Raw genomic sequence first — 13209 nt, forward strand, 5'->3', positions numbered from 1 at the left:
CGGCCCAACTGTGGGCCGCTTTCCCAATTATTCCCCCGCTATATTTAACTGTAATTTTTCTGCTGAAGCGGTGTTTGCCTTGGTGGAAAATGAGTCCGTTGTTGCAGTTAAATCCGGAAACACCTGATTTTGTTCTGCTAATTGTGTTTGAAAAATTTAAACGACACATTACCCAAAAAATACAAACCTCTATCAGCTGATCCACACAGAAGAATTCATTCTAAATCTTTCCGCTCGCCTCAATAGAATCGGAAGAGTCCTAAGGTTGCGTGTAAATCGAAAAACAGATTGCGCAATGTGCTCCGTAAAAATGTTCGCCGTGGGCCCTGGCCCCACTGGCGCGCACCTGAAAATTACCGACAGACTGTTTATCTGTTGGATTCAGGGCAGGGTACCCAGACTCGGTGAGGTGAGCTATGCAAACGAGTAGACAGTTTCAAATCCCCATACTTCATGTCTTTTTGATGATGTGCCTTATGGCTTTAATGGCATCGCCACCGGCAGATGCAAAGCCACGCGCATCTAATTGGTTTGATGATCGCGCCGCAGCCAGGGGTGGTAGTCCATCAATTAGAATTGATTTAAGTGAGCAGCGCGCATATCTGTATAAAGGTGGGAAATTAGTTGGTGTCTCCCGTATTTCTTCGGGGAAGCGCGGTTACAGCACACGCCCCGGACATTTTCGTGTGTTGTCCAAACACCCTTATCACCGCTCGTCTATTTATGGCAGTTTTGTTGATAGACGCACTGGCAGAGTCGTGAGATCGAATGTAAATACTCGAAAGCATCGTCGCCCTGCGGGTACTGTGTATCGTGGAGCAAAAATGAATAACTACATTCGTTTTAATGGCGGTATCGGTCTGCATGCCTCTGGCCACGTGCCCGGCTACCCCGCTTCTCATGGCTGTGTGCGTATGCCCCCACATATGGCGAGAAAGTTCTATCAGCATGTGCGTGTAGGCACGCCGGTTCGTGTAACACACTAGTTTCAATTTCGTGGCAGCGAAGGCTTGGCCGGGTATTATCCATCGTGGTGATACCCGGTATTTATTTGCCTCTTAGCTCTTCTACTTTTTTCCCGCTATTATCCTTCTCTTCCATAGATTGCTGCGAGAATATTGATGCTCAAGTCAACCCCCGATTTATGTGATGCCTACCCTGATGAGGTGCGAGTAGTTGATCCTATGTTTATCAATTACGGTGGCCGAGATCGTTTTGGTGGGCAGATTGTCACTATCAAATGTTTTGAAGATAACTCCCTGGTGCGAGAACTGGTGGCTGAACCGGGGCAGGGCAAGGTTTTGGTAGTGGATGCCGGTGGATCTATGCGGCGGGCTTGTCTTGGCGATATGCTGGCAGAAAAGGCGGTTGCCAACGGTTGGGAAGGTATCCTGATGTATGGCTGCATTCGCGATGTAGATGAAATCGCGGAACTGGATCTGGGGGTGCAGGCACTTGGTAGCCATCCAATGAAAACAGAAAAAAAGGGAATTGGTGAAAGAGGCCTGGCGGTTAGCTTTGCCGGTGTGGATTTCCGCCCGGGGGAGTACCTCTACGCGGATAACAACGGTGTAATTGTGGCGGGTAAGGCACTGACCTAAAAACGCCAGTAAGTCCATTAGGTCTGGAAACTGGCAGCCCAAAAGCGCTGCCAGTTGTTGAGAATCAACTCAGCGGGGATCAATTAGATCATCAGCGGGGTTCTCCGGCATTCTCAGGGACATCAAAAATGCCAAGATCTTATTCTGATCATTTTCACTTAAATACTTGAAATTCTGTGCTGCGTTACTGGCCTCGCTTCCGGGGTTGTCGTGGAGAAAAATGGCTTCTGCCAACGTAGTGGCTCTGCCGTCGTGTAAATAGGGCGCGGTATCGGCCACTCCCCAAAGGCGTGCGGTAATAAACTCACGGTTTTGCTGGTCCGTTTGGAAGAAGGCGTTCTCAGCCAGCCCCTCGCCCATATCGTGGCGCTTGAGATCAGAGAACATTGCGACCTCTATTCCGCCATTGCGGGTTTGGCGAAAATTTGTCGGTTGCTTGGTGAGGTCCACTTCGTAAAAAATGTCTTCAAAGGGAGTTTCTGGAGAGCCGGTAAGTTTATAAGGGAGGGTCCTTCTCTGGGTGACCATCGTTGGGCGGTGGCAGTCGGCGCAGCCAATATCGGAGAAAAGCCTCCGGCCGTCACGGTGTTCTCTGTCATCGACATCGAATGGTGGTTCCAGGGTGGTAATAAAGATACTCAGTGCGGATAAGTCCCCAACGGTGATTTCATTGACGACTCCGTCATTATCAGCATCTGCTGTTGCTCCGCCAAAGGCTTCCGAGGCCTGCATCCCCATGTGAAATGCCAAGGCGGAGACATCGAACTCCCTGACTGAGGCGTTGTCACCTTTTCGACCAAATGGCCTGACAACCAAATCGTGCTCGACGCCTTCGACATTGGTTGTATCCAAATTGCCGTACTCGTCGGCAATGATGCTCCCAAAACTGACTGATTTTGTTTCCAGTTCAACGATGGTGCCGGGGTTGTTGAGGGCGTGTTGTTTAAGATTTTGTAATTCATGGGTCATCTCACGACCAACCAATTCAATCCCCCCGGCGCCAAATAAAAATACCGGATTAATCAGCCGCCCATCAAACTCTGCGATACCGTCAAAGTTTTCATCGATAACATCGATATTGGCGGGACGGAATAATACGCTGGTTCCGAATCCTCCACCTCCGCCAATGCCTAATTTGGGTGGCGTTGTTCTATTGCTGATAACGGTGTGGCACTCCAGGCAATTTTGCGCATCGAGGCCATTGACCCGTAAGAATGTGCCATTACCTTGCAGGGTGGGCCTGTTACCTCCGGTGGGGGAGTGGTTGTCCGGTTCAGAAAAATCGTGGGGGCCATCACCAAAACCGTCGTAACGATTGAAAGGCGTGCTGAAAATAATCAGCCCCGCTTCACGTATTTCGTCGAGGTGGAGTTGTCCTTGGGAAATTTCATCCTGGCTAATCCTATCTGCAGGGTCTAAGCGCGGTGCTTCGCCGATAAGATCGGCGTAAATTAATGAAGGGAGCATCAGGCTGATGCTGGTGAGAGATATTGCCGTTAATCGCTTCATGTCAAAATCCTTGTTTATTTTTCTTTCCCTTTCAAAAAGTTATAAGGCTAAGTCCCTGGAAAAAATGGTTGTTTAATTGAAAGGGGGTGAGGGGGTCCCACAATACGAATTGCTGTGGACGGAGTGAGAAAAAGCTAATCTCAATAACTTTTCAATGGCCCTAGAAAAAATAACGCCGGTTTTGTTGAAAAATAAAATGTCTATCAGGGTAGGGGCATGCATTTCTTCTGTGAATTCTTACCTGCAATCAAACGTCTCCTATTATTGTGCATTGATGACTCTCTTGACCCTGCGGGAATTGGCAGTGTTTGTTGCAACGGCTGCCGCTATGGAAGGTGAAAATGAGCGAATTGCGCAAAAAATTCTTTACCGCGCCTCTTTTAAAAATTATTAAACGGGTACTTCCGCCAATTTCTGAAACAGAAAGGGAGGCGATGGAAGCGGGTGAAGTTTGGTGGGACGCTGAGTTATTGTCAGGTAAACCACATTGGGATCAATTGTTGGGGATGGGGCCACCTGCGCTCAATGAAGAGGAGCAGGCTTTCCTGGAGGGGCCAGTCGAAGAGCTGTGCCGAATGATCAACGATTGGCAAATTAGCTATGTGGATCGCAATATTCCGGAGCATGTTTGGGATTTCCTTCGGAAAAATCGCTTTTTTGGCATTATTATTCCCAAGAAGTATGGTGGTCTAGGCTTTTCTCCGACAGCTCACGCGGAGATAGTGACCAAAATTACCACCCGCAGTACCTGTGTGGGTGTCACCGTAATGGTGCCTAACTCATTGGGCCCGGGAGAGCTGCTACTGGCTCACGGTACGCAAGAGCAAAAGGACTACTATTTGCCACGTCTGGCAGATGGCACTGATATTCCCTGCTTTGCGCTGACCAGTCCGGAGGCCGGATCTGATGCGGCATCCATGATTGACCGTGGCGTAGTCTGTTACGGCGAATATCAAGGCGAAAAGGTCCTTGGTATGCGTGTTAATTGGCACAAGCGCTATATCACCTTGGGCCCGATAGCCACGGTGTTAGGTTTGGCCTTCAAGCTCTATGACCCGGACCATATTCTCGGCGATGAAGAAGAGCTGGGTATTACGGTTGCCCTGGTTCCCACAGATACACCGGGAGTTTCCATTGGTCAGAGGCATCTCCCAGCGCTGCAAGCATTTCAGAATGGGCCCAACTGGGGAAAAGATGTTTTTATGCCGATGGATTGGATTATTGGCGGCGAGGAGAATGTCGGCAAAGGTTGGGAGATGCTGATGAGTGCCCTTGCCGCAGGCCGAGGAATTTCTCTGCCATCCCTGTCTACCGGTGGGGCAAAAATGGCCGCGCGCATGACCGGCGCTTACGCCCGGGTTCGAGAGCAATTTAATGTGCCTGTTGGCCGCTTTGAAGGCGTGCAACGCCGCTTGGCTGAAATTGCTTCTATCGCCTTTGTATTGGACAGCGCCCATAAAACGACTACCCGTGCCCTGGATGAGGGGCGAAAGCCAGCGGTGATCACCGCAATTATGAAAGCCAATGCTACTTGTGGTCTACGCCAGGCCATTATTGATGCAATGGATATTCATGCGGGCAAGGCCATTATGGATGGTCCATTAAATTACCTGGGTAATGTTTATCGAGCGATACCGGTAGCAATTACGGTAGAGGGGGCCAATCTTCTCACTCGCAGTTTGATGATCTTTGGTCAGGGCGCAATTCGCTGTCACCCCTATATCTTGCAGGAGATGTTGGCGGCAGAAAATCCGGATCATGAAGCGGGTTTGGATGAATTGGATAAGTTACTGCCCAAGCATATGTGGTTTCAATTCAAAACCCTCTGTCGGGGTATTTTTCACGGCTGGACGGTGGGCTTGTTTGCCAGCAGCCCTCGCAACGTAGGGCACGCTGCCAAGTACTACCGGCAACTGAATCGGTATTCGGCGGTGCTATCTCTGGTCACCGAATTTTCCTTGATGACCCTGGGGGGAGAACTCAAGCGAAAAGAATTGATTTCTTCCCGATTGGGCGATGTCTTGAGTCAGCTGTATCTGCTCAGCTGCACCCTGAAGCGCTTTTATGATGATGGCAACCCTAAGGATGACCTCCCCCTGCTGGAATTTGCTATGCGAGATGGGTTGCATAAGATCGAAGTCAACTTGTTGGAGGTGTTTCAAAATTTCCCCCGGCCATTTATTGGCCAAGTAATGCACTTCCTCACCATGCCCTGGGGTCACAGTGTCCACACCGCATCTGATCGGCAGGCCAAGGCCTGTGCGGAATTACTGTTGACGCCGTCGGCAACTCGCGACCGGCTGACCAGTGGGGTCTTTCTCGGAACTCCTGGGGATGGAGTAGATATTGTTGAGCAGGCGTTTGATCGGGTATGCGCTTCCGAGCGGGCTCGTGAAAAATTAAAAAAAGGCGGTATTCGCAACCTGAGCAGGGATAGCGTGGAAGAAGGGTTAAAGAAAAATCTAATCAGCGATGAAGAGGCTGAGATACTCTACGATGCAGCGGATGCTGTGGAGAAGGCAATTCAGGTGGATCACTTCGAGCACTTGGGTGGGTGTGCGGGCACAGTCCAATAAGGTTTGAGGAAAGCTACCTCCGATGGAATCTGCGCACAAGAATGCTCCTGAGAGCTTTACCAGTGCCGAGGAGTGTGTCGATAAGCTCTTAGAAGTTGTCGGCAAGAAAATAGTTCTGGCATTACCGCTGGGGCTTGGTAAGGCAAACCATTTCGCTAATACGCTATACGCTCGAGCGGCAGAAGATCATACGATTTCACTGACGATATTTACGGCCCTGACGCTGGAGCGCCCCCGTGGGGATAGTGATATTTCCCGGCGCTTTATCCAGCCACTTCTGGATACCCATTACAGTCAATACCAAGACCTTGCTTATGTTCCCGCGAGGAGGAAAGGGCACCTGCCAGGTAATATCCAGGTAATTGAATTCTTTATGGAGCCCGGTTCGCTGCTCGGCAACAACTATGCGCAGCAACACTACGTGAGTGCAAATTATACCCAGGTACCCGGTGAGCTGATCAGTCGGGGGGTTAACGTTATTGCGCAAATGGTGGCGCCTTCAGAGTGTGGAGATAGGTACAGTTTAAGTTGCAACCCAGACCTGACACTGCCTGTTCTAAAGCTGGCAGCTCAGCGCAAAGACTATCCCCTGTTTTTATTGGGTGAAGTAAATACACAGCTGCCCTATATCCATGGAAGCAGTGAGCTACCGGCCAGTGCTTTTGACTTTTTGTTGAAAGGCGAGACTTTCGATACGCCGCTGTTTGCGGCTCCGGCCCTGCCAGTAACCTTTACCGAATACAGCATCGCCTACCATATCGCCAGTCTGGTTGAAGATGGAGGAACCCTTCAAGTAGGTATCGGCGCCCTGGGAGATGCGGTTTGCCATGTACTGCGCTTGAGGCATAAGGAAAACGCCCTCTTTTGCCGGATTCTGGATGACTTGGTGGAAGAGGATGCTAAGCGCTACCGAGAGGAACTGCCTCTATGTACTGGCACCTTTAAGCGGGGCCTTTATGGGGCCAGTGAAATGGTGCCCCACGGTTTTCTCCATTTGCGCAGAGCCGGAGTTCTGACCCGTAGAGTCTACGCTGATGCGACAATTCAACATCTGCTCGATAGCGATCAGATTACTGATACTGTGCAGGAAGAAACGCTGCTGGCATTAAAGAATGCTGGCCGTATCAGTTGCCCTTTAACCGTGGCAGATACAGATTTTTTACAGCAGCTTGGTATTGTGGACCCTAGCTACAGTTGGCGGGGCCATAAGTTGCTGACTCCTGATGGTGAAGAGGAGGAGTGCGATCTTCACAGCGAACACGGGCGCCGCCGTCTAATTGGTAGTTGCCTGAATAAAAAGATCGCTGGGGGGATCTGGTTACATGGCGGCTTCTATCTGGGGCCGGAACTTATGTATCGAGAGTTGCGGGATCTGGACCCTAAGGAGGGTGCAGGTCTCGATATGATTGACATCAGTTTTACCAATGACCTCCAATCCCAAAGAGACCTAAAGCTGGCGCAGCGACAGCATGCGCGCTTTGTAAATTCGGCCATGATGGTGACTCTTGGGGGAGCGGTTGTCTCGGATGCCTTGGTGGATAACCACGTGGTGAGTGGGGTGGGAGGGCAATATAACTTTGTCGCCCAGGCTTGGGACTTGCCTGGGGCCCGATCCATTATTGCGCTCCCCAGTGTGCGAATGCGCGATGGTATCTGCGAGAGTAATATTGTGTGGGAATATCCTCACACGACCATTCCCCGGCATTTGCGCGATGTGGTTGTGACGGAATATGGCGCAGTCGATTTGCGTGGTAAAACAGACCGGGATGTAATGGTGGCCATGCTCAGTATCTGTGATACCCGCTTTCAAGCTGTATTGCTAGAGCAGGCCAAGCACGCGGGGAAGATAGAAAAAAGCTTTTCGATTCCCGAGAGTTTTAATAAAAACACACCTGAACACCTCGCCAGTGTATTCAATGACGAAAAATGCCTGGCGGAACTGCCTCACTATCCACTGGGTACTGATTTCTCTGATGAGGAAGCCCTGCTAGCGGTGGCCCTACAGCACTTGCGCTCCGCTGATAAAAGCTGGTGGAAAGTGCTGGCCAATATTTTTAAAGGCCGCCGGGTCTGGCACGATAAATCCTCAAGTGCCGACTATATCCAACGCTGCTTACAGCGAATGGGGTACGATCATACAGAGACCTATGAGCACAGGCTGGAAGCCTATATCGTTGCTGCCGCGTTACAAGAGTATATCGACCAGCGTAGGCCTTTGCGCCGGGAGTAAATAAAATTAGTGAAGTTTGCCCTGGGCCTGGATGGCGGTGAGGGCAATGGTATACACAATATCATCCACGAGTGCGCCCCGTGATAGGTCGTTAACCGGCTTGCGCAACCCCTGCAACATTGGCCCAATACTCACTAAATCAGCGCTGCGTTGAACGGCTTTGTAGGTAGTGTTGCCGGTATTCAGGTCGGGAAAGATAAAAACTGTGGCCCTGCCGGCTACGGGGCTGTGCGGGGCTTTTTGGGCTGCGACATTGCGGATCAGGGCGGCGTCGTATTGAAGAGGGCCATCAATAATCAGTTGCGGTCTCTTCTGTTTGGCCAGCTGGGTGGCCTCGCGGACTTTATCGACATCGCTGCCGCTGCCGGATGTGCCGGTGGAGTAACTGATCATTGCGACTCGGGGGTCTATACCAAATGCCGCTGCGGAATCTGCTGATTGAATGGCTATAGCGGCGAGTTGCTGTGCATCGGGATCGGGATTGATCGCGCAATCTCCGTAGACCAGTACCTGTTCAGGTAGCAGCATAAAAAATATCGAGGAAACCAGCTCTTCATCCGGGGCGGTTTTGATTAGTTGCAGGGCGGGCCGAATGGTATTGGCTGTTGTGTGAATAGCGCCGGACACCAGTCCATCCACTTCACCCAATGCCAACATCATGGTTCCGAGAACCACATTATCCTGTAGCTGCTCGAGTGCCACTACTTGAGTAAGTCCCTTGTTTTTACGCAGGGCAACCATGGGTTCCACATAGTGTGCCCTCACTGCCTTGGGATCGACAATTTCCAACTTTTTATTTAGCTTTAACCCCTGCTGCTCGGCAATTTTGAAAATATCTTTTTCTTCGCCCAGTAAAACCGGGTGTGCAATCTCTCTCTCCAGGCAGAGCTGGGCGGCGCGAATGGTGCGGGGTTCGGTTCCCTCGGGTAGGACAATCCGCATAGTGCGGCGCCGGGCCAGTTCCGTGAGGTGGTAGCGGAATGCCGGAGGTGAAAGGCGTTTGGGGATTTCACTTTGTTGGCTCAGTGATTCCACCCACTCCTCATCCAGGCGACTGGCGAAAAATTCCTGCACCCGGTCCACGCGATTTCTGTCATCTGATGGGGTGCGCAAATTAAAAGTCTGCAGTGACATCACCGTGTGCCAGGTATTGGAAGGCACCAGTAAAATGGGTAGGCCTGTTTCCATGGCCGGGGTGCACAGTTTCAAAATGGCTTTGTCCAAATGGTAGCCGCCGGTTAATAGCAGGCATCCAATTTTGACTCCATTCATCACGGCTAAACATGCGCCCACAACCACATCGGGCCTATCGGCAGAAGTTACCAGCATGGCCCCAGGCTTAAATCTTCTCAACATATTGGGCAGTGAGCGGGAGCAGAATGTGACGGTATGTAACCTGCGTGTTTCCAGCTCCCCTTTATTGAGTACCTTTGCGTTAAAGTGCCGCGCCAGGTCGAGTGCACGGGGGGAGAGCAGTTCTGCATTCCAGGGAATAAAACCGACAATACGCAGTGGAATCTGCTTTGAAAGTATCTCAGGGGTCAGGCTAGGGGGGCTTTCTTTACTAGATTCCAGTTGTGAATGCAGTCCAATTAAATGAGCTCCGGGAGTATCCATAATTTCTGCGGGCAGACCCACTTTATTGATGATGCAGCCCACTACGCGCTTCGCATCCTCGCCGCCATAAAGACGAACGGCAAATTCCAGTCTCTCGCGAAGTTGCTTGATTGAGTCGCTGGCACCGGGAGATGGACAGGCGACGAGTACCACTTCCGCATCTAAGGTTTTGGCAATTTGATAATTCAGCTGGTTAGTCACGGGATTGTCGCGGCTGGGTAGCACGCCTTCGATCACATTAACTTCAGCCTTCGCCGAGATCCGTCTGAAGCGGGCGAGAATCTCTTCCAGTAAATCCGCCATTTTTCCGGTGGATACCATCGAGTCCGCATATTCGGCACTCAGCGAGCTGGGGATGGCCAGGTTGGATGTTTGCCGCAAGATTTCAGTGGTGCGCTCTATAGTGCCGTCTGGTGGCGGGGGCTCGGCGACAGGTTTAAAAAATTGAAGCTCAATACTTTTTCGGTCTAGCGCCCGAATTAAACCCAGGCTTACAGAGGTAATGCCGGCCCCCGCTTCCAGGGGAACCAGCATCAGGGTTCTGGCGTTGCTGTGTCGCAGCATGTTTAAGACTGCACCAAGCGCGATGTATCCCGGGCAATAATCCAGTCTTCCTTAGTGGGGATTACCAGGATGTTGGGAGTTTCCTGCGCAGAGATTAAGCCCTCTACTTGCGACTTGGTTTTCTGATTGGCTTCGGGGTTGAGCTGGTAGCCTAAGGGTTTGAGCCATTCGATAGTCCGGCTTCGCACCCCGGAGGAGTTCTCCCCGATACCGCCTGTGAATACCAAAGCATCGACGCTAGCCAAGGGGATGGTGTAGGCAGCGATATATTTGGCCAGGCGGTAACAGAATATTTCCAGGGCGAGTTTGGCTCCCTGATGATCTTTTTCGGCAGCTTGCTCTAGCGTGCGGCAATCACTGCTCAGGGTGGATATGCCCAGCATACCGCTTTCTCTATTTAGCAGCTGCTCTAGTGAGGCTTGGGTATATCCCAGCGCTTGCTGTAAGTAGAGGAGTATTCCGGGGTCCAGATCGCCGCAGCGACTCCCCATTACCAGTCCTTCAAGAGGTGTAAGCCCCATGCTCGTATCTACACTGCGCCCCTGTTTGATGGCGCAAATAGAGGCGCCGCCACCGAGGTGGGCAGCAATGATATTGAGTTCAGCCGTCTGTTTTCCCAGTAGTTCGGCGCACCGCTCGCCAATGTACTGATAGCTACTGCCATGCATGCCATAGCGGCGGATCTTGTGCTCTTCGTACAGTGGGTAGGGGAGCCCGTATAGATACGCATACTTCGGCATTTGCTGATGAAAGGCGGTATCAAAAACGGCGACTTGGGGGAGTTGGGGGAATGCATCGAGGGCGGCGTAGATCCCCTTGAGAGCAGCGGGGTTATGCAAGGGGGCTAAGTCACAGCACTCTTCGATACAGGCCATCACCTTCTGATTGATCAGAACGGAGCTGGAGAAATGCTCGCCGCCATGGACGACTCGGTGACCTATCGCTTTTAACCCGTCCTGTAACTCTGACCAGGCTCGGTCAAACTGTGTTACCAGCTCATTAATTACCGCCGCGTGGTCGCTATCCAGCGCGAGCCGATGGGAGTCTTCTGTTCCTTGATAGTGCCACTTCAGTTTGGCTTTGGGGGTGCCAAGGGCTTCCGCGATACCAGCAAGATGTTCTGCACCCGAATCTGGGTCCAGCACGGAAAACTTCACTGACGAGCTGCCGCAATTGAATATCAGAATTAAATTTTGATCGCTCATGATGCGCGAATTTCAACGAGGGTGCTTTAAGGCTAGCCGAGGAGTTGTCTTTGCGAGGGAAAGAACCGGAGTAGTTCAGTTTCGGAATAAAAAAGGGCCGCAGTAGCGGCCCAAGTAATAAAAATTGCAGAGATCAAAGCATAGGCAAACTTGCGGTGCTTTGAGATGAACCCAATAGGTTCAAAAAAAGAGGCGGCAAGTGCCGCCTCAAATTTACTGAAACCGTACCGGTCGATTAACCGAACTGGTTCATGGTGTTGTCTTTACCACCAGCCTTCAGGGCAGCATCACCAGCAAAGTATTCTTTGTGGTCGTCGCCGATGTCGGAACCAGCCATGTTCTGGTGCTTAACGCAGGCGATGCTCTGGCGGATCTCTTTGCGCTGTACGCCTTTCACATAGCCCAGCATACCTTGCTCACCGAAGTACTCTTTGGCCAGGTTGTCGGTAGACAGGGCCGCAGTGTGGTAAGTCGGCAGAGTGATCAGGTGGTGGAAGATACCAGCTTCGCGAGCTGCGTCGGCCTGGAAGGTACGGATCTTCTCGTCGGCCGCTGCAGACAGCTCAGAGTCGTCGTACTCGGCGCTCATCAGGTTGGCGCGGTCGTATGCGGATACGTCTTTACCTTCTTCGGACCAAGCATCGAATACCTGCTGGCGGAAGTTCAGGGTCCAGTTGAAGGACGGGCTGTTGTTGTAAACCAGCTTCGCATCGGGAACGACTTTGCGGATTTCGTCCATCATGCCGCCGATCTGGCGAACGTGAGGCTTCTCGGTTTCGATCCAGATCAGGTCTGCACCGTTCTGCAAAGAGGTGATGCTGTCCAGGATGCAGCGCGCTTCGCCAGTGCCCTTGCGGAACTGGAACAGGTTGGAAGCCAGACGCTTAGGACGCAGCAGCTTGCCTTCGCGGTTGATGATTACGTCGCCGTTGGCCAGCTCGGAAGCATCGATTTCTTCGCAATCCAGGAAGGAGTTGTACTGGTCACCCAGGTCACCCGGCTTATTGGTTACAGCGATTTGCTTGGTCAGGCCAGCGCCCAGGGAGTCGGTACGGGCAACGATAACACCGTTGTCTACGCCCAGTTCCAGGAATGCGTAGCGAACTGCACGGATCTTGGCCAGGAAGTCTTCGTGAGGAACGGTTACTTTACCGTCCTGGTGACCACACTGCTTCTCGTCAGAAACCTGGTTTTCGATTTGGATACAGCAAGCACCCGCTTCGATCATTTTCTTGGCCAGCAGGTAAGTTGCTTCGGCGTTACCAAAACCTGCATCGATGTCGGCGATGATCGGTACAATGTGAGTCTTGTGGTTGTCGATCTTGTCCTGGGCAGCTTTCTCAGCTTCTTTATCGCCAGCTTCGCGAGCGGCGTCCACTTCGCGGAACAGGTCGTTCAGTTCGCGGGCATCAGCCTGGCGCAGGAAGGTGTAGAGCTCTTCGATCAGAGCGGCTACGGAAGTTTTTTCGTGCATGGACTGGTCGGGCAGAGGACCGAATTCGCTGCGCAGAGCGGCAACCATCCAGCCGGACAGGTACAGGTAGCGGCGGTCAGTGTTGCCTTCGAAGTGCTTCTTAATAGAAATCATCTTCTGCTGACCGATGAAACCGTGCCAGCAACCCAGGGACTGGGTGTACTTGGACGTGTCCTTGTCGTAGTTTTCCATGTCGGCGCGCATGATATCAGCGGTGTACTTGGCGATATCCAGGCCGTGCTTGAATTTGTTCTGGGCACGCATACGGGCAACAGATTCGGGATCGATGGCGTCCCAGGAGCTGCCATGGCTTTCACGGAGCTTTGCTACCGCGTCGATGTCTTGAGTGTAAGTGGACATGACTGTAAATCCTTAAACGGTGACTGCGATTAGGTGTTGAGTATCTTAGGAGGAGTGGCATAATTTGCCTAAT

General features: G+C 51.7%; 9 protein-coding genes. 5 read left to right on the forward strand and 4 right to left on the reverse strand.

Features of this window, described 5'->3' with window-relative positions; genetic code table 11:
* The first annotated feature begins 476 nt into the window (after window positions 1-476).
* Window positions 477-986: a L,D-transpeptidase family protein gene (locus ACJJIL_RS08475; protein WP_445361676.1), complete on the forward strand. Its 510-nt coding sequence runs from the start codon at window positions 477-479 to the stop codon at window positions 984-986.
* 135 nt (window positions 987-1121) lie between these two features.
* Complete coding sequence (gene rraA / locus ACJJIL_RS08480) at window positions 1122-1601, forward strand: ribonuclease E activity regulator RraA (protein WP_413662263.1); 480 nt, start codon at window positions 1122-1124, stop codon at window positions 1599-1601.
* Window positions 1602-1670: 69 nt separating this feature from the next.
* On the opposite strand, the gene ACJJIL_RS08485 is transcribed toward rraA, so the two are convergent.
* A complete protein-coding gene (locus ACJJIL_RS08485; RefSeq protein WP_445361677.1) occupies window positions 1671-3110 on the reverse strand; it encodes a di-heme oxidoredictase family protein in 1440 nt (479 codons plus the stop codon).
* Window positions 3111-3264: 154 nt separating this feature from the next.
* Between ACJJIL_RS08485 and ACJJIL_RS08490 the strand changes: the two genes are divergently transcribed.
* The 3 genes from ACJJIL_RS08490 to ACJJIL_RS08500 are packed head-to-tail and all read left to right on the forward strand — an operon-like array spanning window position 3265 to window position 7916.
* A complete protein-coding gene (locus ACJJIL_RS08490) occupies window positions 3265-3504 on the forward strand; it encodes a hypothetical protein (RefSeq protein WP_445361678.1) in 240 nt (79 codons plus the stop codon).
* Window positions 3452-5686: an acyl-CoA dehydrogenase gene (locus ACJJIL_RS08495; RefSeq protein WP_413662260.1), complete on the forward strand. Its 2235-nt coding sequence runs from the start codon at window positions 3452-3454 to the stop codon at window positions 5684-5686. Before ACJJIL_RS08490 ends, ACJJIL_RS08495 begins: the two co-directional genes overlap by 53 nt.
* A 22-nt stretch (window positions 5687-5708) precedes the next feature.
* Entirely contained in the window at window positions 5709-7916 is a 2208-nt protein-coding gene (locus ACJJIL_RS08500) for an acetyl-CoA hydrolase/transferase C-terminal domain-containing protein (protein WP_445361679.1), read from the forward strand.
* A 6-nt stretch (window positions 7917-7922) separates the two neighbouring features.
* On the opposite strand, the gene pta is transcribed toward ACJJIL_RS08500, so the two are convergent.
* The 3 genes from pta to ACJJIL_RS08515 form a co-directional block, all read right to left on the reverse strand.
* Window positions 7923-10097, reverse strand: a complete 2175-nt coding sequence (gene pta, locus ACJJIL_RS08505) for a phosphate acetyltransferase (protein ID WP_445361680.1) — start codon at window positions 10095-10097, stop codon at window positions 7923-7925.
* Between the two features lie 2 nt (window positions 10098-10099).
* On the reverse strand, window positions 10100-11302 hold the full coding sequence (locus ACJJIL_RS08510; RefSeq protein ID WP_445361681.1) for an acetate/propionate family kinase: 1203 nt from the start codon (window positions 11300-11302) through the stop codon (window positions 10100-10102).
* 235 nt (window positions 11303-11537) lie between these two features.
* The gene (locus tag ACJJIL_RS08515; RefSeq protein ID WP_282932507.1) at window positions 11538-13136 is read right to left on the reverse strand and encodes an isocitrate lyase; all 1599 of its coding nucleotides are present in this window, start codon (window positions 13134-13136) and stop codon (window positions 11538-11540) included.
* Window positions 13137-13209: the final 73 nt, after the last annotated feature.

Source organism: Microbulbifer maximicatervae (SeqCode), assembly GCF_052468095.1.

Coding starts and splice junctions, on each gene's coding strand:
- rraA (WP_413662263.1), top strand. CDS start 1,122: ATGCTCAAGTCAACCCCCGATTTATGTGATGCCTACCCTGATGAGGTG.
- ACJJIL_RS08485 (WP_445361677.1), bottom strand. CDS start 3,110: ATGAAGCGATTAACGGCAATATCTCTCACCAGCATCAGCCTGATGCTC.
- pta (WP_445361680.1), bottom strand. CDS start 10,097: ATGCTGCGACACAGCAACGCCAGAACCCTGATGCTGGTTCCCCTGGAA.
- ACJJIL_RS08510 (WP_445361681.1), bottom strand. CDS start 11,302: ATGAGCGATCAAAATTTAATTCTGATATTCAATTGCGGCAGCTCGTCA.
- ACJJIL_RS08475 (WP_445361676.1), top strand. CDS start 477: ATGGCTTTAATGGCATCGCCACCGGCAGATGCAAAGCCACGCGCATCT.
- ACJJIL_RS08490 (WP_445361678.1), top strand. CDS start 3,265: ATGGCCCTAGAAAAAATAACGCCGGTTTTGTTGAAAAATAAAATGTCT.
- ACJJIL_RS08495 (WP_413662260.1), top strand. CDS start 3,452: ATGAGCGAATTGCGCAAAAAATTCTTTACCGCGCCTCTTTTAAAAATT.
- ACJJIL_RS08500 (WP_445361679.1), top strand. CDS start 5,709: ATGGAATCTGCGCACAAGAATGCTCCTGAGAGCTTTACCAGTGCCGAG.
- ACJJIL_RS08515 (WP_282932507.1), bottom strand. CDS start 13,136: ATGTCCACTTACACTCAAGACATCGACGCGGTAGCAAAGCTCCGTGAA.